The sequence below is a fragment of the Candidatus Bathycorpusculum sp. genome (assembly GCF_009778815.1).
In the GTDB taxonomy this organism is placed as follows: domain Archaea; phylum Thermoproteota; class Bathyarchaeia; order Bathyarchaeales; family Bathycorpusculaceae; genus Bathycorpusculum; species Bathycorpusculum hydrogenotrophicum.
This window is the reverse complement of sequence record NZ_WRFL01000022.1, coordinates 1-25,487: the sequence shown is the minus strand read 5'-3', so window position 1 is coordinate 25,487 and position 25,487 is coordinate 1. Positions and strand designations below refer to the sequence as shown.

Genomic DNA, 25,487 nt, shown 5'->3' with positions numbered 1-25,487 from the left:
CGCGTGTATACGCTATATACAAGGTATTTTACTCTCAGAGGTTACAATTAGGCTGATTCAAATATGGAATCAAAACTACACGGTCCCTTAAAAAATATCAAGGTTACGCCTTTGGCATCGGAGAGTTTTGGTGTGCGTTCAATGTGTACGCTTGTTGAAACGCCTGATACGGCGGTGTTGTTGGATGCGGGAGTGTCGTTGTGTCCCTATCGGTTTAATCTGCCACCCCATCCACTCGAATTTAAAACAATTCAGCATCTGCGCAAAGTGATTGCCGATGCCGCCGACAAAGCCGCCATAACCACCGTCAGCCACTACCACTTTGATCATCACACCCCTAGCTACACAGATTGGGTTGTAAACTGGACCGATGAGGGCGAAACTGCTCGCCAAATCTATCAAAATAAACTGGTGCTGATAAAAGACCCCCAAAACAACATCAATGCCAGCCAGCAGCAACGAGCCGGGATGTTTCAAAAAACAGGCGGCAGACACGCCAAAACCGTGGAGGTTGCAGATGGTAAAACCTTCACTTTTGGCAACACAAAACTCTGCTTCTCAGAGGCAGTGATGCATGGCACAGAAGGCGGCATGCTGGGCTGGGTCATCATGGCAAACGTGGAATATAACGGGGAACGGTTCATGTTTGCACCCGATGTCCAGGGCCCCATGTCCATTCATACAACAGAGCTTATTTTGGCGGCTAAACCCGATTTACTTATGCTGGGCGGCCCACCGCTCTATCTCGCGGGGTTTCGTGTGGAGCAAGCCCAAATCGAGCAGGGGCTACAAAATCTCTCACGTCTTGTGGAGACTGTGCCTTTGGTGATTTTGGAGCATCATGCTCTTCGGGATGAATTTTGGCGCTCCAAACTCGACAAAATTTTCCTCAAAGCCCAAAAATCCAAACACAGCATCATGACTGCCGCAGAGTATAGGGGCCAAGAAAATCTCTTCTTAGAATCCAAGCGCCGCCAGCTCTTTGAGAATCACCCCATCTCCGACGAATTTAAACAGTGGACAAAGACTCTGACAAACAAAAAAATCGCCAAACCCCCAATCTAACGTTGCAACATTTGTAACTCTTAGCTGTTACTGTTTGTACAAGCATCTGGTTGCTTACAAATTAGGTTGATTCTCTGTATGTATAGTTGCATTGAGTACATCGTAAAAATTGTGTGGAGGATTCATCCGAACCGCGGGTCTGTACTTGCCAGACGTTTGCGAGGTTGTTTCCACATTTGGGGCAATCGGCTCGAATGGTTGGTAGTGTGGTGAGCTCTTGTTCTTCTTTGCCTATTATAGCCACAAACTGTTTGGGGCTGTGCTCAATGATTTTGCTGTAAAGTTTAGGATTGGGTTCTGCCTCTGGTTTTTTCTGTCCGCATTTGGTACATGTGAGCATAACCATTGCTTGATCTCCTGAGTGACTCTTGGTAGGTTTTAGACGTGAACCGCATATTGTACAAAATTCCAATTTCTTTCCTCCATAAATCAGTCCATAGAACATAGCAGTTAATTCCCCCAATAAGCCCAAAGCGCCAACAGCATGCTCTTATCTGTGTCTCTGTTAATCGTTAGCTCATCAGATTAGCTGCATTGATTCTATGTTTACATCCACATACCGCTTTTGAATGATAAAAAATAATGTGACTGCACAACTACAACAACACCCACCAAAAATATTTCGGTATGATTGTTGCATTGTAACACCAACCCTATTTATTTTTCACAGATTGATCAGGATTAGTGAATGCATATGGAAAAAGGAAAAATTGACCGAGAAACCGCAGTCAAATTAGTCCAGCAGATGTCTGCTGTTTGTGGCATCGACCTTGAGGACTCTTCGCTTATGCTCATGCCGCAAAACGCCGAAGGCATCCCATCTCTGGGTGAGCAGCTCCATGTCAAAACAGCGCTAAACTTTGGCAGTCGTTTATGCCTCAACGCACTCGCCGATGAAAACAAACTCCAAATCCGCGAAACCCCCGAAAAAGTAATTCTGATTAACCCAAAAGAAGTTCCGTTGCTCAAAAATAATAGTGGCAGTTAGGGCTTTTTTGTCTTTTTACTGGTGATTTCTTGGGATTTTTTTAGGTCGAGTGGTGTGTTTATGTTGATAAACGTTTTTAATTCTGGATCTAGTTGTTCAATAACCATTGTGGAGATATAGCGTACGCCGCGTAGTCGCTCAATCATGCTGTGCATATCAAACTGATTTTGTGATAGGGTTTCTTTGATAGCCGTTAGTGCTTGTGATGTGTTGTAGACTCCATGAAGGGGTTCGATTTCCATATCTGTATTTCTTGGAATCACAGCTGCCTTACCTGAGGATAAATCAAAGAGTAACTCTAGGACATCTTTTGAGACAAAAGGGCTATCAAAGGGCAACAGTAGTGTATATTCGCCCTGTGCGGCTTCAAAACCTGTTAGAGCGCCCATCAGTGGACCTTTTGCCTCTTCTGTATCAAGGACAAATGAAACTTTGGCGGAAACAATTTTTGCGTAGGTATCAGCCCGCTCTTGGGTGTTGGTAACAATAATAATCTCATCCGCAAGTCCTTTTACTGCATCAATAACATGATTAAGCAGAGGTCTGCCATTTAACTCAAAGAGCCCTTTGTCAGCGTTATTAAAGCGAGTTGCAGAGCCGCCTGCCAATATAACTGTTGATCTATCCATACAATCACGTCTTAACAGCACTCTACCGTAGCTATTGTTTAAGGGTTTTGTAACCTTTCGGGATGATCTGTGAATGGCTGATGGTGGTTTGTTTGTATGATTTAGCGTGGTGATTTTTGTGTGATAGGTGGCGTGTGGTTGTGTGTTGTGTTGTGGTCTGGTCTTGTATTAGCAATTGAGTGACGTAATGCTTATTATGTCTATGACAGTTGTAGCTGGTAACGGTGGATGTCAATGTTTGAGTATAAAAGTGAAGTTTTGGTAACAACCATTAAGTGGGTTAATGACCGTGCTAATGAGACTGATGTGTCTCGTCTTGATGATTTGATTAACAAACGAACCGAAGAGGGTTGGGAGTTTGTCACGTATTCTTATATGGCAAATACTGCGGGTATACGTAGTGCCATATTGATTACCTTTAGAAAAGAAAAATAGTACTGTTAGTTTTGGTCACACATCTGTTTTCTTTTTTGACCAAACACAAGCGCCGATATCATTGTATACCTTCATAGTGCTAATGCGTGGGTTGTTTATTTTATTTGTCTGACTTTGCGTTTGGCGATGGCTGAGAAGCCTTTGTAGAATTCTTTCATTATGTGTGAGTACCATCTGCCTTGAATAGACATGTCGAGTAGTTCGTCTACCCAGTAGAAGTCATGTTCGGCACATTGGATGAGGAGTTGCTTGTGGCGTTCGTTTAGTTGTGCTTTGGTGAACCAGTCCTGGCTTTTGAGGTTTCCCAGTGGTACAAAGAATAGGGGTACAATTAGGCTGCGCATGCTTTTGAGGTCGTCGATGAGGTCCATGGTTCTGGTGATGTCTTCTTCGGTTTCGTCGGGTAGTCCTACGATTAGGGTGCATGCGGGGACTAGTTTGTTGTCATGGGCTAGTCCCATGCCTTCTACGACGACTTCTTTCCATTTGTCGGCGCTAAAGGGGTGGGCTTTGGCGGGCATGATTTTTTTTGCGATTTTGGGTGAGCCGGTTTCGATGCCGATTTCGACTCCCCACCAGGTTTGTTTTTGTTGGATGATTTCTGAGATTTCGTGGAATGCTTTGGGTGCTGCTGCAATCGCGGCTAGGGAGCAGTGGCTCCAGCTTATGCTTTCGGTGTGTTTCATTACGGTTTGGTGGAGTTGGACGAGTTTTTCTGGGTTTGGGGTGGTGTTTTGGGAGCCGTAGAGCATGACATCTTCGGCGTGGATGCAGGTGCCTTTGACTTTTTTTGAGTTTGTATTAACGGTGAGTTCTTTTTCGATTTTTTCCATTGGGTACCATCGGAGTGGGCGTAGTGTAACGTTGCAGAATTGGCATCCTCTGCAACATCCTCTGCCGATTTCTATTAGTCCGTTTATGGAGGGGTTTTGAATATCGGGGATTTCGTCTAGGTTTGGGATTTCTTTGGGGCTGACTTCGTAGTGTTTGGGGATTTCTTGGCCTTCTAGGGCGGCTTTGAAGATTTTTCCTACGACGTTTTCTGCTTCGCCCTCTAGAATGCAGTCGATTTCTAGTTCGGTTGTCCAGTTTTCTCGGTGTTTAACCTGCCAAGCGCCTGGTCCGCCGACGATGACTTTTAGGCCGTTTTGGCGGGCTTTGTGGATTTGGGGGCTTTTGAGCAGGGTTTGGAAGTGTTTTGCTAGGTAGGGTTCTTTGTGGAATAATGAGGCTAGGGTGGTTGATGCGGGGCCTAATCCAAAGGGGTCCATTGCGTGTATGCCTAGTACTTTTGTGTTTTTTAGGTGTTTTTCTATGTGGTTGGGGTTTATGGTTTTGACGTTGAAGCCTTCTTTTAGGAGTTGGGCTTCGGTTTTTCTTAGGCCGTAGGGTGCTGCTGTTGGGTGGCCTTGTTTGGTTTTTAGGGGTGGGAAGAATATGTAGCTAAAGAGCCATGTGGGGATAAAGTTTGGGGGTGCGCAGGTTCCAAAGCCTAGGAATTCGTTGTTGTGGTAATTACTCATAAGTGTACGGTCTGCAGTTAAAAATACATCCGTTTTTTCCTTTTCCATTGATCTTCGCCCTTACCGCTAAAACGGTTGTATGCTATTTTTCGAATTAAGCTGTCAATATTATTAACGTTTTTGCTTTTTTGTTTTTGGGTGCAGGGTGTATTTTTAGTTGTGTATTGAGTCTGATTAGTTGTTTGTATGGTTGTTTTAGTAGGGGTTGGGTTTGGTTGTTTTTGTCTAATTCTTGTTTGCCGGGTGGTGATTTAACTTATTGTTAACTATTTTTTGTAGGCGGTTGACCGGTAAACCAGGACAGATTAGTATATGTGATGCACACAAAACTGCATGATACATTTGTGGGTGCGGGTGTGTTTGTTTAAAATCGGGTGCGCTCTTTTTCACTATTTTTACCTGTGACTGTTGCTCTCGTGTTTGTGAGTGTTTCTTTGGTGTGTTTTATTGGTTTGTTTGCGGGTGGTTGGTTTCGTTGGGGTTTGTTTTTTTGTCTTTTTGGGGTGCAGGTCTTTTTTTGGTGGTTTGATTGCTGTGTTTTTTTAGGTGTTTACTCAGTGCGGCTTGGGAGATTTTTAAGTCAAATATTTCAATTAGTTTTTTTAGGGTTATGGCGGGGTTTTGCTTGATTTGTGTAGTGATTTGATTTAGGATGGTGTTGTTTATTTTTGGTTTTCGTCCTTGGGTGCGGGGGCTGGGTTGATACGTGTTTGTTTTTTGGTATTTGGCCCAGACTTTTGTGACAGTGCTTTGGCTTATCATGAGCCACTTGGCGATGTCTTTTTCTTTGACTTTGTTTTGTTTGTGGCCAATTATTCTCTCTCGGATTTCGTTAGGTGTGGGCTGGGGCAATGTATATCATTATCGTTATTCACAGCCTACCATATATAGTTAATAAAATGTTAAACGGCTCTGTGAGAAAAATATATCAAGGATAGCATCGTTTTATTTGTTCTTTAGTGAAACTGCATTGAAAATGGTAGAGTTTAGATGGCACGGTCGAGGCGGCCAGGGCACCTGGACTGCAAGTGAGCTCTTGGCCAGAACCGCCCTTGACGAAGGCAAATACATACAATCATTCCCCGAATTTGGACCCGAACGCATGGGCGCCCCGGTGACTGCATTTACTCGAATAAACAATGAACCCATACGACTACACTGCGCAATCTATCACCCCGATGTCGTAGTCGTACTGGACAACACACTACTAAAATCCGTCCCCGTCACCGCTGGAATAGACCAAGATGATGACTGTATCATAATAAATTCAAGCGAAGACCCCTCCACCCTAAAAAAAAGCCTCCACATAACACACGGCAAAGTCTGGACGGTTCCCGCAACCGAGATCGCAATAAAAATCCTAGGCACACCCATCACAAACACCGCACTTTTAGGTGTTGTTGCTAAAGCAACTGGAATCGTTACCCTTGAGGGCATACACAAAACCCTCAAAGAACGCTTCCGAGCAGATTTAGCTGAGAAAAACTTTGCCGTTATACAAGAGGCATACAAGGAAGCAAAAGTCGAATGAGCCAAGAAAAAACCTGGAAAGAAATCTCCCTCGCAGCTGTCACATCAAAATCCAGTGTAAACTTTCAAACCGGCGACTGGAAAACCTATATGCCCAACTTAACCTGTGACAAATGCACCAAATGCCTCACATGCGCCATACTCTGCCCCGAAGGAGCCATCCGCCCCAACCCTGAGACGGGCCAAATCGAATTCAACCTAAACTACTGCAAAGGCTGCGGCATATGCGCCAACGAATGCCCCGTAAAAGCCATAAACATGAAAATCCCCGAAGGCGAATAAAATGACCCAGCCCCAACAACAAGAACAACCCAAACAAAAAATTGTAGCTATGAACGGAGACGAAGCAATCGCATATGCAGTAAAACAATGCGACGTTGATGTCGTAGCCGCATACCCCATCACCCCCCAAACAATTATCGTAGAAAAATTTAGCGAATACGTCGCCAACGGCGAAGTACAAACCGAATACGTTTGCACAGAATCAGAACACAGTGCCATAACCGCCTGCCTAGCAGCCGGCGCCACAGGCGCACGAACCTTCACAGCCAGCGCCTCAGCCGGACTGGCCCTTATGCACGAGATTCTCTTTGTAACTGCAGGCGCACGCATACCTGTGGTGCTAGCAGTAGCTAACCGCGCATTATCATCCCCCATAAACATCCACGGCGACCACTCAGATAGCATGGCTGAGCGCGACAGCGGATGGATCCACATCTACGCTGAAAACGCCCAAGAAGCCTACGACTCTATCATCCAAGCCTTCAAAATCGCCGAAGACCCAACCGTCTCACTCCCAATCTTTATCGGCGTAGACGGTTTCACTATTAGCCACACCCTTGAGCGCGTCGACACCCTAACCGATGAGGTTGTACAAACATTTGTCGGCCAACGCCAATATCCAACCGTTACAACTCACGAAGGCAAAACCGTACCCTTCAAACTAGACCCCGCAAACCCCATGACCATGGGCCCCATCGCACTACAAAATTATTACTACGAATTCAAACGCCAACAAGAAGAAGCCATGAAAAACGCATACAAAAAAATCCAACAAATCCACAACGAATACGCTCAAATCAGCGGCAGAAGCTACGGAAACGGTCTTATCGACACATACAAACTCGACGACGCAGAAATCGCCATAACCGTCATCGGATCAACCGCAGGAACCCTAAAAGACATCGTTGACCAACTCCGAGACGAAGGCATCAAAGCCGGCATATTACGCATCAGAACCTTTAGACCCTTCCCAGCAGAAGAAATCCAAAAAGCACTCCAAAACATCAAAGCCGTCGCAGTTATGGACAAAAGCATGAGCCCCGGCGGCCTAGGATCCACACTATTTAGCGAAATCAGAAACGCCCTCTATGACCAAAAACAACACCCAATTATAGTCAACTACATCTTTGGCCTAGGCGGCAGAGACAGTAGCCCCCAAGACTTCCGAAAAATCTATGCCGACCTCTGCCAAATAGCCAAAACCGGCCAAGCAGAAAAAACCATAACATATTTCGGACTAAGAGAATAGGAGAAAAAACAAAATGTCAACCACAACCACAACAACTCCAACTCAAGCCGAGTGGAAATTTACCGCCAAAGACATCGTTGCAAAACCTGACTTATTTCTCTCAGGCCACCGTGCATGCGCCGGATGCGGACCCGCAACCGTGTTGCGCCTAATCATGAAAGCAACCCGCGGACCAACCATTGTAACCCAAGCCACCGGATGCATGGAAATTGTAGGCTCCATCTACCCCTACACCTCCTGGGCCCTTCCCTGGCTTCACACAGCCTTTGAAAACGCAGCTGCCAACGCCTCAGGCATTGAAGCAGCCCTAAAAGTCATGCGTAAAAAAGGCAAAATCAAAAATGAACACATAGATGTCATCGCCCTAGCAGGCGACGGCGGAACCTATGACATAGGTCTCCAAGCTCTCTCCGGTGCAGTCGAGCGCGGTCATGACTTCCTCTTTATTCTCTATGACAATGAAGGCTACATGAACACCGGCATCCAGCGTAGTAGCTCAACACCCATCGGCGCATCTACCACAACCTCACCAGCCGGCACCGCAGTCCCCGGAAAACTCGAAAAGAAAAAACCCATCACCGAAATCATGCTTGCCCACGATCTAGAATATGTCGCCACCGCAACACCATACTACTGGAAAGACCTCGTCACCAAAGTCCGCAAAGGACTCGAAGTAGAAGGCCCCGCATTTCTACACGTATTTGCCCCCTGCCCACGCGGCTGGCGAAGCGAACCCTCCAAAACCATGGAATACTCCAAATTAGCCGTCGAATCATGCGTATTTCCAATCTGGGAAGCAGTAAACGGCAAACGCCAACTCTCAACACCCAGCAAAGTCATCTCACTGGCACCCCAGAAAAAGAAACCCGTAAAAGACTACCTCGAAGGACAAGGCCGATTCCGTCACCTCTTCAAACCACAAAACACCCACATAGTCGACGAAATACAACAAGCAACCGACAAACGCTGGCAAAAACTACTCCAACAATGCGAATTAACCAACCCCTAACCTCTTTTCATTTATCTAACTAATTTTTTAGAATCCGCTAGTTGCCCTGTTTTCATGTTGTGCCAGAGTTACTGATTGTAACTTTTGCGTTTGTGGTTGCAGTGTTTGTTTTGGCATCAACCAGAATGGCCCAAATTACGCTCTGAGATGAAAAGAGATGCATCATATCATTATCACTAAGCGATGTTGAACCGATTGTACTAAAGGTGCGAATTGCGCTTGTGGATACCGAGTTATCAACGTATTCAATGCGAACTCTGACCGTTATTATCTCGTTTGGCTGAAGGGTTTCTGTGACATCGATTTTGGGTTTAAAACTCGAAACGGTCAACGGAAACCATTTGAGAGACTGGGTTTCCCCATATTCGCCGCTGGTTCCCACTGGAATGACTGCTTCCTGTTTAACCGCAGTTTCAGTACTTGATCTAAGCCCGATTCCAAAGGGGTTATGGATCCTCTCCGTCCAGCTACCCAAGTAGCTAACTCCACCACTAAAATTAGGCAATGAATCACAATATTTGCCCACATCAATAGCAAACATATCCAGCGGATTATCTGCAAAGGATTCAAACACGACTCCTATGAACATGGTCTGGGCCATGGAGCCCTCTAATTTCAGAGCCGTTTGGTTGCTGTGTTGGCCATTTTCGCCCATCCAGAAACGAATGTTCTGCATCAGACTCTCTGTGAATTCTGCCTTGGGCTCAACTTTGATGCCTGCCTCATTGTCTTGGAGGTTAAAGTAGCAACGCTCAATTATAGAGCTACCATAAGACCCTGAGGCGCTTTCGGGGGTATTGTCGCTTTGAGTGCCGCCAGTTATTGGCGTGCGAAAAACAATGCTCTCAGTGTTGTTGATAAATTGACAGCCCTCAATTTTATTATACTCACTCCAAGTGTTGGTGTTTAAAAATTCAATCCCGGTGGTTGTATTGATGAATTTGGTGTTAGTTATCGTTGTGGCAAACGAGTTCTCAACATGTACCGTTCCACCTATAAGTGTTAAACCCGAAATTAGTGCGTATTGTGAGGCTGTGTAATTAGTGCCATAGATGATAATTCTATGCCCGCCACACTCAAGGGTGGCACCCTCACTTATGATTCGAGCATTTAATTTATTTACAATATTTACATCCCCGCTTAGCGTGTAGCTTCCTTGGTTTATGTAAACCGAGTTACCCTCACTTAGGGCCCTGTTGAGCGCTTCTTGAGTACTTCGGGGTTGAACCACATACCCAGTATTCATATTTTTTAAGTTAAGAGTCGAGCCCTCTTGGGAGAGCACAAAATCATAACTCACCACAGCGGTTCGCATCGAGCTGTGGGTACCATCCAAAATCAAATAGGTATTAAGGATGGAGAGAACAAGCAGAGCTACAAAAACTAGAGTGAGTGCACGTTTGGAGAACAGTTTCTTTAGCGAATCCTTCATCTGACAGCGCTCAGAGATTTACTAAGATGTAGCGGACTACGGTAATTAAATTTATTGAATAAGTCCCCAACAAACCCCAAAAACACATGGCCCTTTGCCCAAATTCACTAAATGTGCCTATTTATTTGTAGAGGGTTAGTTTTGCTCTGACTAGTCTTAGGAGTTCTTCGGGATGTATTGGTTTGCGCAGATACGCCTCTACACCATACTCCTCTGCTTGGATTCCGGTTATAAGCGAAGGAAACCCCGTGAGCATAATCTTTAGGGTATTTTTAAAATCTGCTTGGATAAGCACCTCAATACCATCCATATCGGGCAGACGAAAATCAATCAATGCCACATCATAATGTTGCCGCTTGGATTTTTCAATAGCTTCTTTGGCACTTGTTGCCCAATCTGCTAAAAACCCATTTTTTTCAAAAACCCCAACCAACGACCGCAAAATTACAGGGTCATCATCTACCACCAAAACACACCTCCGACCCACAACCAAAGAATTCATACTAACCAAAGACAATGACAGATTTCTCCAAAACAAAATGTTTAGCTGCTGTAAACTTTAACCCATGCTGGTGTGACCAAACAACAACAATAGCGGCATAACCTAAACCCTAAATGAATACACTGAATGCTGTTTTGGTATGATTGTTGAGCGCGACTTGCTTTTTGTATGGGTAATGTTTTTGGGTAAATATGGATAAGTAGAGTAACCGCCAAACTTATATACATAAAGTTGCCTATTTTTAGGTTAGACTTTCCATTTTTAAAAAGTAATTTTAGGAAAGTACTATTTTTAGGAAAATAAAAAGATGTTTAAATACAGAAAAACTACTATGATTTTTTCAACTTTGCTTATAGCGGCACTTCTAACAACCTCAACACTTCAATTAGCATCCGTTGCATCTGCCCAAAACCCGACAATACCTGTCTATCTAAAAGTCCACGCCGAACCCAACCCCGTTGGAGTAGGCCAACCAGTGTATCTGAGTCTATTTTTCACAAAACCTCTCCCCATCATCGGCGCCACCGGCGGCGGAAGCCTCTACACCGATCTAACCATAAACCTCGTTTTTCCTGATAACACAAACCAAACCTTTGGTCCCTACACAAGCGACACAACCGGCGGCGTCGGCGGCATAGAATTCACCCCCGAAGTTGCAGGCAACTATACGGCCCAAGCATTCTACAAAGGCCAAACAATCACCAACGGCATCCTATCCTACGACATTCTACCCACACAAAGTGAACCCGTGACCTTTACAGTTCAAACTGAGCCCATCCCCGGAACACCCATGGTACCCTTGCCTGTAGAGTATTGGTCAAGACCCATCTACTCAACCAACTTTGCGTGGTCTCAACTAGGTGGTAACTGGTGGGGTCTAGGTAAGCCCTCCTTTACCGATACCGGTGGATATGATGGTTCAGGTAATAACTTTAATCCCTACAGCCAAGCTCCTAACTCGGGTCATATTATGTGGGTAAAGCCTACTGCGTTTGGTGGTCAGGTTGGTGGTCCGATTAGCGGTGATCAGGAGAGCCAATACACTTCAACCTCTATTCTCTATCGGCAATTTGAACCCATCATCTTAAACGGCATCATATACTACAAACTCTACCCCAACACGCCCACATCTGTCACAAGTGTTGGCGGAACACCTGGCTGGGATGCAGTTGATCTGCGTACAGGGGAATTGCTTTGGCACAAAGACACCAACGAAACTCTAGCCTTTGGCTGGAACATGCAATTCCACACTATCCAAGAATACGGAACCCAAGCCTATCTAGTTGCAATCGCGTCCTCAAACACTTGGAAACTCTACGATCCCCTAACAGGCCACTACATCGCGACCATAACCGGTGTTCAGAGCACAACTGCCCCTGGACTAGTCGAGACAGATGATGACAACACTCAAGGCGCGGTATACATGTACTACATAAACGGTACCTACCCTGATCTTTCGTTGACCATGTGGAACTCTACGTTATGCTTAGCCGGTCCAACAAACCCCTCCATTATCCGCCCCACAGGCAACATCACCTTCGAACGCGGCATTCAATGGTCAGTCTCTATCCCCTCAACTATAATAACCAACGGCGCAACCACAAACATAACTGACATGACCAACCTATCAAAGAACCCCGCCCTAACCATCGCAGCAAGAACCAATGAAGCTATACTGCTAAGATCCTACGGCGGAGAAATCGACACCTCTTCTCGACAATTCGGAACCGACTCTGAAATCGAACTTGGCCTAAGTGCAATCACAGGCGAGTTGCTCTGGGGCCCGGTTAATCGAACCCTGCCAAGATACCACGAAATAGGCGTCCTTGCAGCAGGAGAAGGTTACTATGTTGAACACGACAAAGACACCAACATAGCATATGTCTTTAACCTGTTGACTGGTAAACAAGTAGGCTCACCTATCCAACTGGACGGTAATGCCCTTGGCACGCTATCGCGCGGCGGAGCTATTGCATACGGCAAATTCTACATCTGGGACTTTGGCGGCTATGTCAGCGCCATCAATCTAGAAACAGCCACTATCAACTGGACCCTCGCACCAAGAAGCGCAGGATACGACACACCCTATGGCATCTATCCATATTGGCACTTTGGTTCACACAGCATAGCAGATGGAAAACTGTTCTTATCTGAGGGCCGTTTGTATGACCCTCCACTTTTCAAAAACGCCCACAAAATGGCCATCAACATAACCGATGGTTCAGTTGTTTGGAGCATTCTTGGTACCTATGCACGTGAACCAAGCGCCATTGCTGATGGCTATCTGGTTGGCTGGAACAGCTACGACGCCCAAATCTACACCTTCGGAAAAGGACCCACACAAACCACACTAAGCACCAGCACAGGCGTTATTGCATCAGGCAGCAGTGTTCTTCTCACAGGCACAGTCCTCGACAAATCAACAGGCACAAAAGATGCCGATAGATCTGCACGGTTTCCAAATGGAGTTGCAGCAGTATCTGATGAGAGCCAAAGTGCATGGATGGAATATGTCTACATGCAGCAACCCAAACCAAACAATGCCACAGGTGTTAGCGTTGAGCTCTATGTTATAGACGACAACAACAACTTCCGCTCAATCGGCACAACAACCACCGATGCAACTGGTCTCTATAGCTATAACTGGACACCTGACATCACAGGCAAATACACCGTTTATGCATACTTTGGCGGCAGTGAATCATATTGGCCCTCTGAGGCATCCGCCGCTTTTGCAGTCGACCAAGTTGCTCCAACACAAACCCCGCCTGAAACAGCCGGCCCAAGCATAACTGATACATACTTTTTGCTCGCAGTTGTATCTATAATCGCTGTGATCATCATAATCGGTGCCATGACTATGTTCATGCTTAGAAAACGACCATAAACAAACAAACCCCTTTCTTTTTTCTCTTTTTAATCTTTGTTTAGCTATAGATTCTTGCCGCTAAAAATTACTTTTTAACAGATAATCGCCTTGCCTGCTTTTGGCACTTAGGGTTTTTATGTGTGATTTCTATCCGAGTTTAAAATCTCGTTGTATTCTAACAGATGATTGGCAAGAATAAGAACTGGTTCTCAATAAATTTTAAACTATGTGCAGAGCAAATGGTAATTTGACTCTGTTTTTGAATACTGGTTTTATTCGTGTATTTCACGTTCACGTTTGAGGCGTTTGATTTTTTTGGTATAACACCACCAAAGGCTCAAGAGGATAATACCAAGTGAAATAAGAAGTATCCCTCCTACAGCGTTAGTGAGCCAGTATTGAACTCCTCTCTCCCAACTGTGTATGACTATGTTGAACTGAAAGAGGCCTATAGATAGGTCTACACAGCATATTGTAAACCAGATTTTGGAGATTCTCTGATAATGTTTGATTCGGGAAGTGAGGTCACTATATATTTTAAAATCTCCGTCTGTGGCTTTCTTTCTGAAATATACCCATCGGAAGTATGTGTCAACGTGTTCCACACCGTTTTCTGCCATAAAACGGATGTATTGGACACTTTCGGGATGGCTAACGCTGTGTTCTAAGAGCTCAATGCGGTAGATGTATTCGCCGGGAATGCAGTCTTCAAAGGTGTAGCGGCAAAAAGTATAAGCTGTCATAGCAAGTCCTTTGGTTGCCATTTTATTTAGCCAGTCTTCTTCTTTTTCATAATCCCAAAAGGCTTTCCAAAGTTTTGTTTTCATTATTGTGAGTTCTCCAATTTATTTTTGCCATTGATCAGTAGTTCTTCTAGGCGTACCAGCTCGTGTTGAAGCATTTTGTGTCCCAGGTCCGTAATGACATATTCTTTTTTTCGGGAGTCTTTATCACCTGCCACAGCACAGATCCATTGTTTTTCTAGTAAAGTGTTAATTGCACCGTAGAGTGTTCCTGCACCAAGGGTTACCCGTCCGTTGGTTAGTTTTTCAATATTTTGCATTACTGCATAGCCATGTATGGGTTCAAGCATGGTTAGCAGTATGTAGTAGACGGCTTCTGTTAGTGCATCTTGTGGTGTGTCATCAGCCATGTGTTTAACTAACCTTTCTTTATTACGTTAACCGTTATATCGGTAATCGTAATGGCGGATGTGTGCACAATATATAAACATATCCAAAATAAACCCCGCCGACTTGAAATTGATGAAATAGGTTAGCGACTACTATGGGGTGTCAGAAACATACGGCTAAGTCAACATGTATTCTTATGTTGCTGGTGCCCGAACAGTTTGGTCGACGGCTTCACAAACAATAAGCAAATTATAGTCTCCTCTTAAAAGTCGCTAATAATGCTAGGGAAGCTAATAATAAAATTGTTGTAACGAAGGCTAAGTATGGGGAGATCTCGTATAGAATTCCTCCAATGATGGGGGCTCCAAAGCTGACTAGGTGAATGCTTGCTTGGCTGATGGATATCCATCGTCCTGTATATCCTTGGGGGGCTGCTGATCCTGTTATTGCCCAAACAAGACCAAACATGCATTTTGATGCTCCCGATAGAAAAGAAGCAACAAAGAGCAGTGAAAAGTTGTTAATGGTTGAAATTAGACTAAACGAAAGAATGCAAATTGCTATTGATGATAGCATCGCTGACATTTTTGAGTATTTATCACCTATTTTCCCTATTGTGAAAGAAAAGAAAATCCACCCAAACGATGTTGCTGCTCCAAAAACTCCCAAGTTAAAAACATTTTGATTGTAGACCTCATGCATGTATTGCGAAATTAATGGATTAATCAAAGAAATGGCAAAAATTATCAGAGAGAAAAAACCACACAATATTATTAACTTTTTAAAATCACTAAATTTATGGGCGGTTGGGGCTGTTTGTATTTTGGGTTCTGCTTTGGGTAGGTTATTGATAAAAATAAGCGGTAGTACTGATGTGATGTATAAACAGGCTGCCAATAAAAAGACTGGTTGTTTTCCGATGGCTGCGGCTATTGCGCCTCCGATCATGGGTGAGAAGACATATCCAAAAGCTACTGAGGCTGACCATAAGCCAAATGTTTGCATGGTTTTTTCTGGTGGCGTTGATCTTATGATGAATATGCAAATTGAGGTACTTCCAAAAAAGGTTCCATACAGGATCATAGGTAGCCATAGCTGAGTCCAATTGGTTGCAATTGCCAACGCCAGAGGTACTGGTATCCACAAAAGAGATCCTGTAATAATGATTTTTCTATTATCAAAGCGATCCGCTAAGAGACCACCTAATAGGGGTGTTATTCCTAAGCTCAAGTAATAGACTGCATAAAGCATGCCCACATCTGTTGGCGAAGCATTTAGCTGATTAAGGTAGACGGGTAGTAAGTAGGTGAAGAGTCCGTCTCCGAATGCAAATACGAAACATGAAAAAAATATCAGCTTCAAGTTTTTACTAACCGATAACTTGGGTAGTCGTGTTTTTAATTGGCTGTTTAGGCGGTTTGCTATATGATTTGACATTTCTTTAAGTAGCCAGAGATGTTTGTTAATTATTTAAAAGCTTTCCTCTGGCAAGTTTTTATAAAGCGCCTCTAGTGTAATCAATATCAATTGATGGTTCCACTGAGGTTCCTATGTGTCAAGAATGGTTGATGACTAAATGGATCTCTTAGATATTGATATCATTCGCATGCTTAACAAGAATGCTCGGACACCTTTCTCTGATATTGCTAAAGCGCTTGGTGTTCCAGTATCTGTTGTTCAGGTTAGATACAATAAGCTGAGAAAAAAGGGTATAATTTTGGGAACTTCCTTAATTCTAGATCCTGAAAAATTTGGCGTAAAATATGCTGTAACTTTAGGTATAAAGTCTCTGGAACCCAATGTTCCAGAGGTTATGAAATATATAACTTCGTTGCCGTTGAAGGATTCGAGGATTTCAGTTTGGCCTACTTTTGGGCGGTTCAATATTATAACTTTGATTATGTCTAAAAATTTGCTTGAGGCGCATAGAATTAAACAGGCTGTAAAGGAGCATCCGTATGTAACAGAAGCTAGTATAAGTATAGATCTTAGTTTGTATAAAAATAAGTTTGAGGCCCTTGGGTTAGAGAAAGAGCTGGGTTGTTGAGCCTTTGGATGAAATTGATGCTGAGATTATTAGAATTCTTTGTAAGGATGCTCGAACACCGTTTAGCAAAATTGGGCGAATGTTGGGTATTGGTACGGATACAGTGTTTAGGCGATTTAAGAAGCTTGAGCGAGAAGGAAAAATCTTGGGATCAACAGTTATTCTAAGTTCAATAGGCATTGGGCTCAAGGGTTGGTATGCTTTTTATATTAAAGTTAAATCTGGTTCAAGCATCTCAGCGGTCGGAGAAACCTTGGCTAATATTCCGCAGGTTTACGGTCTTGTTAAGTTGCTTGGGGAATACGATTTTTATGTAGAAATAGGCTTTAGAGACTTTGGAGAGATTGATACGTTCATAGCCAGTATTAGGCAAATCAAAGAAATTGTTGCTATCGATCCTATGATTCATGCTTCCCATGATTGGCCTCTGCCTACCTTGTCGACTCTTCAACCCGAAGTTCTTGAATGGCTCTTTAAATGCGCGCCCTGATTGCTAAATCTCTCACAGCGGCGAAAGTCAGCTTCCGATAATTTTACTGGGTTGGTTGTGTGGAAATTTTTTTGTTGCTTACTGTTAATTTTTTCTGCGTTTAGTTTGAATTTTTTATATCGTTCCAAGTTGACGGGCATAGCTGAGTTCTCTCTGTAAAATTGGGTATGGTTGTTTGTAGTTTTGCGGGGATGGTCTGTTATCAGTAAATTAACTATTTTTTTGAAGTAGTTTTTGTTGATTTTCGCATTGAATTTAAAGGTTTAAAAGTTGCCTTTTAGGAAATACGTTAAAACCAAAAAAGGTGAATAAATGAACACAAACCAATTTGGTAAAAAAAATACAAAAATTATGTTGACTTTTATTTTGATCTTAATGATAGCTCTAACTACGCTGATGGCAGGCATTACCAACCTTCAAGCGCAAACTGATGCAACTATCAAATCCTATGTTTACCTTGCTATTAATCCTAATCCTGTCGGTGTCGACCAACCGGTAACCGTTGACACCTGGGTTTCACCTCTCTCCACACGTACCGATGAGTATTTCAATGGTCTTACCGTAACAATCACCGACCCTGATGGCGCCACTGAAACAAAAGGACCCTTTACCACAAATGTAAACGGCGGCTATGCGTTTGCTTATACCCCTACAAAACTTGGAAATTATACCTTTAAATCTCATTATCCTGGAGAAAAACTCGTCCCCGGCCAATACGCGTCCAGTGAATCTCAAACAATAACTCTTCAAGTGCAACAAGACCCGATCCCCTATTTTCAGGACAATCCACTTCCGGTAGACTACTGGACTAGACCCATAAATGGTCAAAACCGGTTATGGTCTTCTATATCTGGTGGCTGGTTGATGGCAGCCTATAATTTAACCTACACAACCGCTGCAGGTGTGAGCGTGGGTGCTCTAAATCCCTACAGCCAAGCTCCCGGAGCGCCACACATAATGTGGACTAAAGAAATCACTACAGGCGGTCTAGTCGGAGGCGAACAAGGAACTAGCAGCTACTATAACGGTCCATCGTATAGTTCACTTTTCTCGCCGCCAATTGTCATGAATGGCAAACTCTACTACAGCCTAACCAGTGGTGGAACTGTTTGTGTGGACCAGCGTACCGGCAAAGAACTATGGCGAAACGACAACCTAACCCAGCTTACTTGCGGTCAAGAATACAATGCCCAAAAGTATTCCTACACTACAGCCGGCGTTCAAGCATATTTATGGACCCGATCCTGGCAAGTATATGACCCATTTGATGGAACGCTGAAGTACAACTATATCAATTACCCCTCAACACTTACCCGCCCCGTTTTCAGTGACGACGGAAGCCTACTCAATTACGTAATTGGTCGAAATTGGTTGGCTCTGTGGAACTCCTCTTTGGCAGGCCTTGGAACTAATAGAGAATGGAGCAGAGGCATACAATGGAACGTAACAATTCCCAATCTAACCGTGCCCGAATCACTATTTGCCCCCCTAAATATCTCCAGCTCTCCCGCTCCCACAATATTGGGCGCTTATGGCAATGTGCTACTGGGAAGAGTTTCAGTAGGCGGCTCTGCACACATCGTCTATGACATGGGCTACGACTTAACCACCGGCGAACAACTCTGGTACAACAACTACACAAAAGGCATCTTAGCTCTAGATGGCACATTTCCCACCTATTGGCACGCTATTGGCGATGGAGTGCTCGCTCAATTTAGCCTCGTCTCAATGCGATGGAACGGCTATGACATCAACACAGGCAAACTACTCTGGGTAAGTGACCCACAAGACTATCCCTGGGGAGACTACACCTCATACTACCCAACCATAGCCTACGGCAAACTATATTCCCTCTCATACGACGGATGCGTACACGCCTTTGATATAAAAACAGGAAAAGAAGTATGGAAATTCTTCAGCGGAAACAGCGGCCTAGAAACAACAACTGGCACCTACCCCTTCTTCTACGGACCCATAATAGCCGACGGAATAATCTATGCTAGCAACGGATTTGAAACACCCCAACAACCCCTAACAAGAGGCGCAAGAACCTTCGCCCTCAATGCTACTACTGGCGACGAACTGTGGAATATGAACGGCATGCTGTACCTACGCGCCATTGCAGACGGCTATCTCTTAGGAGTCAACGTATACGACTCCCAAATATACTGCATCGGCAAAGGACCCAGCAAAACAACTGTTAATGCACCTCAAGTTGGCGTAACAACATCCACACCCATCACAATCAGCGGAACAATCACCGACATCTCCGCAGGCTCAGAACAAAACACAGCCGCCGCAAACTATCCAAACGGCCTCCCATGCGTCTCAGATGCAAGCGAAGGCGCCTGGATGAGCCATATCTATGGACAACAACCCCTACCAAACAATGTTACCGGTGTCCCAATAACAATAAATGTCCTAGATGCTAACGGAAACTACCGAACCGTTGGAACAACAACAAGCCAAACAAGCGGAACATTTGCACTCAACTGGACTCCAGATATCTCAGGCGCCTACACAGTCTATGCAGTCTTCGAAGGCTCAGAATCCTACTACCCATCCAACGCAGTAACATACTTCTACGCCTCTGAAGCACCAGCAACACCAACACCACAACCAACACAACCCCCATCCATGGCTGACCTATACTTCATCCCAGGCATAATCGGCGTCATTATCGTAGTTATTGTCATCGGCGTAGTCCTACTACTTGCAATACGTAAACGACCATAAGCAAAAAACAAGGGAAAACCTCCCTTCTTTCTTTAGTTCCCGTTAAATTTTTATGCAAACTATTGTTGTATTTGTAGTTCAATGAGTCTTTTTTTTGCTTCTTCTCTGAGATCACGGACGTGATAAGCTTCAGCCACATAGTCTGAGGTGTAATTTTCAAAACCTGCAGGATCCTCGATAAGCCTCTTGCCCCATCTTCCTGTTGTCCACTCAACACAGATTTCTATTTTACTATTCGCAATTTTTAATAGCTCACTTTGATCAGTTAACTTCTCAAATGCTTCCAAACGCCTCTTATAGTCGGTGTCGTTTTTGGCAATATCGGCTAATAATGTTTGTGCAAGATTTTGGTCAGTTAACTTTCCAATAACCATCCAACGTATACCATATTCTTTGGCGTTTTTGGCAATATCGGCTAATAATGTTTGTGCAAGATTTTGGTCAGTTAACTTTTCAATAGCCTCCAAACGTCTCCAATATTCTTTGGCGTTTTTGGCAATATCGGCCAATACTTTTTGGTCAGTCAGCGCCTTAACCACCACCTTGAGCACATAATAGTCGTCAGTGTTTTTGGTAATATCGGCCAATATTGTTTGGTCTGTTAATTTTACAGATGCCTCTAAACGCACCTCACTGTTGTTGTCATTTTGGGCAATATCTGCTAATGTTCCTTGATTTGTTAGTTTTTTAACTGCTACTCTGCGCACACTATAAAGGGGCGCGGTTTTAGCAATCTCAAATAGCTTAATTTGATTTGTTTCCTTCTCAACAGCCTTCAACGCTTTTTTCTCTTTACTATAGTCAACAGTCTTCCAATCAGGTTTAAACAGCCTCATACTAACTCACCTAACGACTATTACGTATTGTATGTTACGTAACTTTTATCAATTTGTGCGTTTTTATGGCCAAATTGATGGTTATCGTCATTTTACAAACCCTCCTGGCAGTTTATATATAAAGAATGCAGGGGGATGTGACTCGCCTGTCTGCATCTGGAGCCTTTTCTCAAAATCGCGACACAAATCCTGCCAACCACAACCTAAACATGCAATCAAAAATAAAAATAAGAAAAAACTCAAACTACTTTTGTCCCAAATCCTGTCAGGAGCAAACGTTTATAAAATTTAATGAGTTACACGATAAAAGAGAGTGTAGCTAATGACCTGCGGCAAAAAAATGGAGCGTTGTTTTATGAATGGAAAAAGCTGTGCATACGAGCAAAATATACGGTCTTTGGCTAAAAAAGATGGAGAAAAAAAGGCTTTTTTGATTATGCCCTTTAAAGAGCATTTGGATGCTCTGTATCAGTGGGAGATTATTCCGTTCCTAAAAGAAAGAGGTTATGCTTCTGAAAGAGCAGATGATGTAAATCGTATCGGTTATATTATGTGTGAGAAAATTTGTAAGAAAATACAAGAAGCCGATTTGATAGTGGTGGATGTTAGTTTTAACAATCCTAACGTTTTTTATGAAATGGGTTTATCCATTGCGTTACACAAACCTTTATTGTTGATGTGTAACCCAGACAAATACACTACTGATTTTGCAGGAATTATAGAAAAAAAATATGGAATACCGAAAAACTATATTATGAAATATCCATTTTTTGATAAACTTAAATGTGAGGGCAATAAGGATTTGGATGATTATATTTTTAATAAGTATGAAGACAAATCCTTCCAGACCGTTTTTCTACAAAAAATGCAGGGTTTAAAAACCGCTATTCTTAAGACAGAAAACTATGGCCAGGGTAATAGACAAAAGGGGCCAAAAGGTGATCAGGAAGAATGCGAGAAAAATTTTGATCCTTATTCTTTTGAGTTTGATTTTTTTGATTTTTGTAAATCTGCGGCTGGTCGTGCAATGTATGATGTTTTACATGCTGACAATGATTGGGTCAACTCATTCGAACCAGAAAAAGATGTGATAAAAGAAATTACACCTATCGATTTAGGCAAAGACATGGAACATGTTTCTAAAGAATTGATGGACTGTTGTTGTGCGATAATTGACATAACCAATAACGGGGGGGTCAATTATTTTTGGCTAGGGTATATTCATGGAATTAGTGGGAATGTCATACCCATAAATCGTAGAAAGGTCGATGAACCAAACACTTCAAATCTTGCACTTGACAGTAAAAACCAAAACGTTAATAATCTAAAAGAGATTGCGTTTGATATTAGAGCTTTGTGGCATATTATATTTGACGAGTCAAAGCCGTTATCGCTGTCAACCTCATTGAAAGATATTCTGAAAATAATCTATGAAGAAAAGGCCTCTAATAAAAATAGGGATAAATTTTGGGAAAGCATTTTGAGGGAATCTGCGGTATCTATTTTTCTAGGAAGTTACCATTTTAAGGACTTAGGGCGAAATGTCATTGGAGACTGGGATTATAGGGCTGCCGCGGAGATAACTAGTTTTCTAACGAATAAAAAAGAAACCATCAAAGTGAAATTGGAAAGTCCTCTACCCCAAAGAGTAAGCTCGTTACCCGACGGAGAAGATATAAAAGATCTGACAGCGGAACAAAAAAATGGGTATATTGAAGAACTAAAAAAACTTTTAAAAACTAATAAAAATTGTATAATAATTGCAAGTCCTGACGTAAATGACTTGACTGAAGTTGCTTTATGTGAAATTTATGGCAAAAAACCTTTTCCATATGTTACGGAGTTGACTGATAACGAAAAAGTATGCGGATTTATCCCTTGCAAGTTTTTCTCAAAAGCATCAAACAAGTATGTAGTGCGTAAACATGTTTTTTATTCTAGGATGGTAGGAAACAAAAAAGAGGATGAAAGAGGTTTTTTGGTTGGAGATGGAAAGCATGATCCTGAAGAACTTCTTGAAAAGCATACGTACATAGGCCATAATAATACCCGTGATAGTAGTATGCTTTTAGGCTTGTTGGTTGTAGCGAATAATCCCCTTGCTGAGGGGGGTAAAATAATTAGTATATCTGGGTTGAGTGGGCCTGCTACTTTCGGTATTGCTCAGCTTTTAACAGGGTGTATCTATGATGAATTTACCGTGGACCCATTAGTAAACCTCAAAAAAAATCTACACCCAGATTTTGAAGTAATGAAATCAGTGGCAGAGTTCATGGAGACGAGAATGAGTGACCTAAATACGCCAGAGAGTACCGTCTTCGAAATCGCTAAGAAAGCGGGTGGTGATGTAACAGGTATTGTTATCAATTATAATACTCTATCAGAGAAAATTATTGAAAAAATTGGGACCTCCTTTGAGGGATCTAACCATGGGTGTGCTGCAATAATTGAAGTAGGTGTTTACTATCCTGAGAGAACTAATGATAACGATAAAAAAGATGATCGTAAAATAATTGCATTTAACCTTAAAAAATGGAAAGGCCTCGCTAAGAAGATAACAAACAATATAGCTGATAATCCGTGTGAGATACCCGACTGCACAAAAACGCTTAGTTCTGACATGTGATTTTTGTTTTCTTACTTTTTAGCAGGTTTATACTGATTTTCACATGATTTTTTCATTAATAGTTTAAATTTATGAAAAGTTTGCAACTGTGTTTTGTACAGTGTATGTTTTGTGCAGTCTGTGCTCGTGCTCTTTAGTTGCCGATTAATCTGGTTAGAGTTAATTATGTGCATTTTTAACTTATTGGTTGTAATTTTTGTAAAGCGTTTTATTTGTAAACTTTAAGCTTAAACAGTTTTTCTGAGGGCACATTTCGACGCATCGCAAGCAAAGGATACACATCGAAGTCCTGATTTTTCCTGTTTTGTTTTCATAGATTTCGGTGACCTGCACTGGGCAAACTCTTTTGCATATGCCGCATTTGGTACATTTTTGTGTATCTTTGTTTAAGCTCAGAAGTGGTAAAGCGCGTAATGGTTTGAATCTGTTTATGATACTTAGAGATATGCCTGTGGGACAGAAACGGCACCAAAAACGTCTGACCTTAAACGATACTACTAATGTGGCTGTGGTGAATATGTATGCAATGGGCAGGACAAATCTGCTTTTTTGTAGGTATATCATGATTTCACCTACATAGGGGTAGGTAAAGTAGGCTCCATTTATTTCAAAGAGGGCTCCAAAGGGTGGTTTCCAGGGTAAAATGAATGGTTGTAGGGGTTCAAGGAAAAATGTGAACGGCACAAATGGTGGACGTAACCAAATAAAATTAGGCAGATCAAAAATCGTAGCTGAGCCTAAAATAAAACTCAGCAATACGATTACCAAAATCACAAGTGCTATTACATAGCGGGTTTTGTGGAGTGTTTGGTTGAGTTTTTGAGGTAACGGCCAATGGGGCCTTTTTAAGAGGTTACGTAGTCCCGTGATGGTGTCCATGTATAAGCCAAAGGGGCATATCCAGCCGCAAAAAAATCGTCCCAAAAAAATGGTCATGCCAAAAATTGCAAGTACCAATACGCCTTTCCAGATGCCAATGATTGTCATGTAGAAAATTAAGAAAAAAAATAATACCTGAACAGCATACCTGATGGTGTGGATTTTTTTGTTTTTATATTTTGTGCAGTTCAAAAAAATCGCTCTTACCGTTGCTGTTTTTAATTTATGGAGGCTTTTTCTGAGCTTAAGTACCTTTCTTAACTGAAATCTGTTTATGACCCGACTTCTTTACTTCAGATTTGTTTGTTGCTTTCTATTTTTCTTCTATTCGCTATAGAATTTGTATGGTAGCTTAAATGGCGGGTTGGCTAGTGTGTTTATCTGTTTTTTTGTTATCTTTATTGCCAACCCCGTGTTGGTAGAGGGTTTTTAGTGTGGTGAGTATTGCGATGCTGAAGAGTACAAAGTAGAATATGTGTGCCAATGCTAGTATGGGTTCGGTTATTAGGAGTGATTGGTTGAAGGGGTAGCCGATGGTGCTTGGTAGCAGAACTGTGGCTATGGGGATTATGAGCACAAGATTTGATATGCGGCCTTTTAAGAAGACGCGCCAGTCTTGGGATATAATTAACACTAGAGTGGCTAGGATGAATAGGCTTAATTCTAAAATGACGTCTAGGTGACCGCCTACTTTGATTATGGGGAAGCCTAGTTCATGTAGGCCAAATTCTGCTTGTGAGAGCGGCCAGAGTAGGCGGAGTTGTCCTCCTGCGATAAAGTCGCCGATTAAGGAGTGTGAGATCAACCCCAAAAAGTAGGGCACCGCTTTTTTGCGATAAATAATAAAGAATGGCAGAAAAATTAGTAGGGCTACTATGATTGAGTGTGTGGGGCCTCGATGTATGGGGTAGTTAAATAGGAGATCTGAGAGGATGTCTATATCAGGCAGTATGGATAAGACTAGTAGTATGGGTATGTTGATTTTTGTGTGCAGTGCTTTTGAGGCGCCTTTACCTAAAAGATAAGCAAGGGCCATGTGCCCAACAGCAAACAGAATGTTCTCCTCCCATCACTCTTAGAAACCCTCTTTGTTTATCTATTAAGGATATTGCTTTGACCGCATTATAAATAAGTGTTGATTGTATATGTTAACACGTGCTTAGTTATGAATAAAAAGTACAGTGTTAACTTGACCAAAGATGAGCGTTGGATAATTTTTGAGACAAT

25 protein-coding genes are annotated in these 25,487 nt (G+C 42.8%); 14 read left to right on the top strand and 11 right to left on the bottom strand.

Translation table 11 applies throughout. The features are described 5' to 3' along the window. Positions 1-63: 63 nt before the first annotated feature. Complete coding sequence (locus FWF39_RS05960; RefSeq protein WP_343382529.1) at positions 64-1,065, top strand: hypothetical protein; 1,002 nt, start codon at positions 64-66, stop codon at positions 1,063-1,065. Positions 1,066-1,126: 61 nt separating this feature from the next. On the opposite strand, the gene FWF39_RS05955 is transcribed toward FWF39_RS05960, so the two are convergent. Beyond that, complete coding sequence (locus tag FWF39_RS05955; RefSeq protein ID WP_343382528.1) at positions 1,127-1,477, bottom strand: RPA12/RPB9/RPC11 RNA polymerase family protein; 351 nt, start codon at positions 1,475-1,477, stop codon at positions 1,127-1,129. Between the two features lie 282 nt (positions 1,478-1,759). Between FWF39_RS05955 and FWF39_RS05950 the strand changes: the two genes are divergently transcribed. Continuing rightward, positions 1,760-2,053: a hypothetical protein gene (locus tag FWF39_RS05950; RefSeq protein ID WP_343382527.1), complete on the top strand. Its 294-nt coding sequence runs from the start codon at positions 1,760-1,762 to the stop codon at positions 2,051-2,053. On the opposite strand, the gene FWF39_RS05945 is transcribed toward FWF39_RS05950, so the two are convergent. Continuing rightward, on the bottom strand, positions 2,050-2,682 hold the full coding sequence (locus tag FWF39_RS05945) for a molybdenum cofactor guanylyltransferase (protein ID WP_343382526.1): 633 nt from the start codon (positions 2,680-2,682) through the stop codon (positions 2,050-2,052). The genes FWF39_RS05950 and FWF39_RS05945 overlap by 4 nt on opposite strands. Before the next feature lie 234 nt (positions 2,683-2,916). Between FWF39_RS05945 and FWF39_RS05940 the strand changes: the two genes are divergently transcribed. Next, complete coding sequence (locus tag FWF39_RS05940) at positions 2,917-3,117, top strand: DUF4177 domain-containing protein (protein WP_343382525.1); 201 nt, start codon at positions 2,917-2,919, stop codon at positions 3,115-3,117. Between the two features lie 95 nt (positions 3,118-3,212). On the opposite strand, the gene FWF39_RS05935 is transcribed toward FWF39_RS05940, so the two are convergent. Both FWF39_RS05935 and FWF39_RS05930 read right to left on the bottom strand, forming a co-directional pair. After that, positions 3,213-4,688, bottom strand: a complete 1,476-nt coding sequence (locus FWF39_RS05935; RefSeq protein WP_343382524.1) for a radical SAM protein — start codon at positions 4,686-4,688, stop codon at positions 3,213-3,215. Between the two features lie 396 nt (positions 4,689-5,084). After that, positions 5,085-5,492, bottom strand: coding sequence for a hypothetical protein (locus FWF39_RS05930; protein WP_343382523.1), 408 nt, complete (start codon positions 5,490-5,492; stop codon positions 5,085-5,087). A gap of 124 nt (positions 5,493-5,616) precedes the next feature. On the opposite strand from FWF39_RS05930, the gene FWF39_RS05925 reads away from it, so the two are divergent. The 4 genes from FWF39_RS05925 to FWF39_RS05910 are packed head-to-tail and all read left to right on the top strand — an operon-like array spanning position 5,617 to position 8,710. Next, on the top strand, positions 5,617-6,171 hold the full coding sequence (locus FWF39_RS05925; protein WP_343382522.1) for a 2-oxoacid:acceptor oxidoreductase family protein: 555 nt from the start codon (positions 5,617-5,619) through the stop codon (positions 6,169-6,171). After that, the gene (locus tag FWF39_RS05920) at positions 6,168-6,452 is read left to right on the top strand and encodes a 4Fe-4S binding protein (protein ID WP_343382521.1); all 285 of its coding nucleotides are present in this window, start codon (positions 6,168-6,170) and stop codon (positions 6,450-6,452) included. Before FWF39_RS05925 ends, FWF39_RS05920 begins: the two co-directional genes overlap by 4 nt. Position 6,453: 1 nt before the next feature. Further along, the gene (locus tag FWF39_RS05915; protein ID WP_343382520.1) at positions 6,454-7,701 is read left to right on the top strand and encodes a transketolase C-terminal domain-containing protein; all 1,248 of its coding nucleotides are present in this window, start codon (positions 6,454-6,456) and stop codon (positions 7,699-7,701) included. A 13-nt stretch (positions 7,702-7,714) separates the two neighbouring features. After that, complete coding sequence (locus FWF39_RS05910) at positions 7,715-8,710, top strand: thiamine pyrophosphate-dependent enzyme (RefSeq protein WP_343382519.1); 996 nt, start codon at positions 7,715-7,717, stop codon at positions 8,708-8,710. A 52-nt stretch (positions 8,711-8,762) separates the two neighbouring features. Here the strand turns inward: FWF39_RS05910 and FWF39_RS05905 are convergent, their stop codons facing one another. After that, positions 8,763-10,142 carry a hypothetical protein gene (locus FWF39_RS05905; protein ID WP_343382518.1) on the bottom strand — a complete coding sequence of 460 codons (1,380 nt, stop codon included), beginning with the start codon at positions 10,140-10,142 and terminating at the stop codon, positions 8,763-8,765. A gap of 121 nt (positions 10,143-10,263) precedes the next feature. After that, positions 10,264-10,608: a response regulator gene (locus FWF39_RS05900; RefSeq protein WP_343382517.1), complete on the bottom strand. Its 345-nt coding sequence runs from the start codon at positions 10,606-10,608 to the stop codon at positions 10,264-10,266. Between the two features lie 343 nt (positions 10,609-10,951). On the opposite strand from FWF39_RS05900, the gene FWF39_RS05895 reads away from it, so the two are divergent. Continuing rightward, positions 10,952-13,531, top strand: coding sequence for a hypothetical protein (locus FWF39_RS05895; RefSeq protein ID WP_343382516.1), 2,580 nt, complete (start codon positions 10,952-10,954; stop codon positions 13,529-13,531). A gap of 254 nt (positions 13,532-13,785) precedes the next feature. Here FWF39_RS05895 and FWF39_RS05890 read toward each other — a convergent pair whose 3' ends face one another. Beyond that, a complete protein-coding gene (locus FWF39_RS05890; protein WP_343382515.1) occupies positions 13,786-14,340 on the bottom strand; it encodes a DUF2812 domain-containing protein in 555 nt (184 codons plus the stop codon). Beyond that, positions 14,340-14,666 carry a PadR family transcriptional regulator gene (locus tag FWF39_RS05885; protein ID WP_343382514.1) on the bottom strand — a complete coding sequence of 109 codons (327 nt, stop codon included), beginning with the start codon at positions 14,664-14,666 and terminating at the stop codon, positions 14,340-14,342. Before FWF39_RS05885 ends, FWF39_RS05890 begins: the two co-directional genes overlap by 1 nt. 362 nt (positions 14,667-15,028) lie before the next feature. On the opposite strand from FWF39_RS05885, the gene FWF39_RS05880 reads away from it, so the two are divergent. The 5 genes from FWF39_RS05880 (at position 15,029) to FWF39_RS05860 (ending at position 19,919) form a co-directional block, all read left to right on the top strand. Continuing rightward, positions 15,029-15,331: a hypothetical protein gene (locus FWF39_RS05880; RefSeq protein WP_343382513.1), complete on the top strand. Its 303-nt coding sequence runs from the start codon at positions 15,029-15,031 to the stop codon at positions 15,329-15,331. A 15-nt stretch (positions 15,332-15,346) separates the two neighbouring features. Beyond that, entirely contained in the window at positions 15,347-15,745 is a 399-nt protein-coding gene (locus tag FWF39_RS05875; protein WP_343382512.1) for a hypothetical protein, read from the top strand. Between the two features lie 477 nt (positions 15,746-16,222). Beyond that, on the top strand, positions 16,223-16,693 hold the full coding sequence (locus tag FWF39_RS05870) for an Lrp/AsnC family transcriptional regulator (protein ID WP_343382511.1): 471 nt from the start codon (positions 16,223-16,225) through the stop codon (positions 16,691-16,693). Positions 16,694-16,697: 4 nt separating this feature from the next. Beyond that, positions 16,698-17,183, top strand: coding sequence for an Lrp/AsnC family transcriptional regulator (locus FWF39_RS05865; RefSeq protein ID WP_343382510.1), 486 nt, complete (start codon positions 16,698-16,700; stop codon positions 17,181-17,183). 312 nt (positions 17,184-17,495) lie between these two features. Next, complete coding sequence (locus FWF39_RS05860) at positions 17,496-19,919, top strand: PQQ-binding-like beta-propeller repeat protein (protein ID WP_343382509.1); 2,424 nt, start codon at positions 17,496-17,498, stop codon at positions 19,917-19,919. A 59-nt stretch (positions 19,920-19,978) separates the two neighbouring features. On the opposite strand, the gene FWF39_RS05855 is transcribed toward FWF39_RS05860, so the two are convergent. Then, positions 19,979-20,755, bottom strand: a complete 777-nt coding sequence (locus FWF39_RS05855; protein WP_343382508.1) for a hypothetical protein — start codon at positions 20,753-20,755, stop codon at positions 19,979-19,981. Positions 20,756-21,077: 322 nt separating this feature from the next. Here FWF39_RS05855 and FWF39_RS05850 point away from each other — a divergent pair, with 322 nt between their 5' ends. Further along, positions 21,078-23,381, top strand: a complete 2,304-nt coding sequence (locus FWF39_RS05850) for a hypothetical protein (protein ID WP_343382507.1) — start codon at positions 21,078-21,080, stop codon at positions 23,379-23,381. Positions 23,382-23,561: 180 nt separating this feature from the next. Here the strand turns inward: FWF39_RS05850 and FWF39_RS05845 are convergent, their stop codons facing one another. Then, the gene (locus tag FWF39_RS05845) at positions 23,562-24,368 is read right to left on the bottom strand and encodes a 4Fe-4S binding protein (protein WP_343382506.1); all 807 of its coding nucleotides are present in this window, start codon (positions 24,366-24,368) and stop codon (positions 23,562-23,564) included. A 244-nt stretch (positions 24,369-24,612) separates the two neighbouring features. Then, the gene (locus FWF39_RS05840) at positions 24,613-25,296 is read right to left on the bottom strand and encodes a metal-dependent hydrolase (RefSeq protein WP_343382505.1); all 684 of its coding nucleotides are present in this window, start codon (positions 25,294-25,296) and stop codon (positions 24,613-24,615) included. Between the last annotated feature and the right edge of the window lie 191 nt (positions 25,297-25,487).

Coding starts and splice junctions, on each gene's coding strand:
- FWF39_RS05905 (WP_343382518.1), bottom strand. CDS start 10,142: ATGAAGGATTCGCTAAAGAAACTGTTCTCCAAACGTGCACTCACTCTA.
- FWF39_RS05885 (WP_343382514.1), bottom strand. CDS start 14,666: ATGGCTGATGACACACCACAAGATGCACTAACAGAAGCCGTCTACTAC.
- FWF39_RS05940 (WP_343382525.1), top strand. CDS start 2,917: ATGTTTGAGTATAAAAGTGAAGTTTTGGTAACAACCATTAAGTGGGTT.
- FWF39_RS05840 (WP_343382505.1), bottom strand. CDS start 25,296: ATGGCCCTTGCTTATCTTTTAGGTAAAGGCGCCTCAAAAGCACTGCAC.
- FWF39_RS05910 (WP_343382519.1), top strand. CDS start 7,715: ATGTCAACCACAACCACAACAACTCCAACTCAAGCCGAGTGGAAATTT.
- FWF39_RS05960 (WP_343382529.1), top strand. CDS start 64: ATGGAATCAAAACTACACGGTCCCTTAAAAAATATCAAGGTTACGCCT.
- FWF39_RS05915 (WP_343382520.1), top strand. CDS start 6,454: ATGACCCAGCCCCAACAACAAGAACAACCCAAACAAAAAATTGTAGCT.
- FWF39_RS05920 (WP_343382521.1), top strand. CDS start 6,168: ATGAGCCAAGAAAAAACCTGGAAAGAAATCTCCCTCGCAGCTGTCACA.
- FWF39_RS05870 (WP_343382511.1), top strand. CDS start 16,223: ATGGATCTCTTAGATATTGATATCATTCGCATGCTTAACAAGAATGCT.
- FWF39_RS05950 (WP_343382527.1), top strand. CDS start 1,760: ATGGAAAAAGGAAAAATTGACCGAGAAACCGCAGTCAAATTAGTCCAG.
- FWF39_RS05925 (WP_343382522.1), top strand. CDS start 5,617: ATGGTAGAGTTTAGATGGCACGGTCGAGGCGGCCAGGGCACCTGGACT.
- FWF39_RS05895 (WP_343382516.1), top strand. CDS start 10,952: ATGTTTAAATACAGAAAAACTACTATGATTTTTTCAACTTTGCTTATA.
- FWF39_RS05935 (WP_343382524.1), bottom strand. CDS start 4,688: ATGGAAAAGGAAAAAACGGATGTATTTTTAACTGCAGACCGTACACTT.
- FWF39_RS05855 (WP_343382508.1), bottom strand. CDS start 20,755: ATGAGGCTGTTTAAACCTGATTGGAAGACTGTTGACTATAGTAAAGAG.
- FWF39_RS05860 (WP_343382509.1), top strand. CDS start 17,496: ATGAACACAAACCAATTTGGTAAAAAAAATACAAAAATTATGTTGACT.
- FWF39_RS05945 (WP_343382526.1), bottom strand. CDS start 2,682: ATGGATAGATCAACAGTTATATTGGCAGGCGGCTCTGCAACTCGCTTT.
- FWF39_RS05845 (WP_343382506.1), bottom strand. CDS start 24,368: ATGACAATCATTGGCATCTGGAAAGGCGTATTGGTACTTGCAATTTTT.
- FWF39_RS05880 (WP_343382513.1), top strand. CDS start 15,029: ATGCTTGCTTGGCTGATGGATATCCATCGTCCTGTATATCCTTGGGGG.
- FWF39_RS05850 (WP_343382507.1), top strand. CDS start 21,078: ATGACCTGCGGCAAAAAAATGGAGCGTTGTTTTATGAATGGAAAAAGC.
- FWF39_RS05875 (WP_343382512.1), top strand. CDS start 15,347: ATGTATTGCGAAATTAATGGATTAATCAAAGAAATGGCAAAAATTATC.
- FWF39_RS05890 (WP_343382515.1), bottom strand. CDS start 14,340: ATGAAAACAAAACTTTGGAAAGCCTTTTGGGATTATGAAAAAGAAGAA.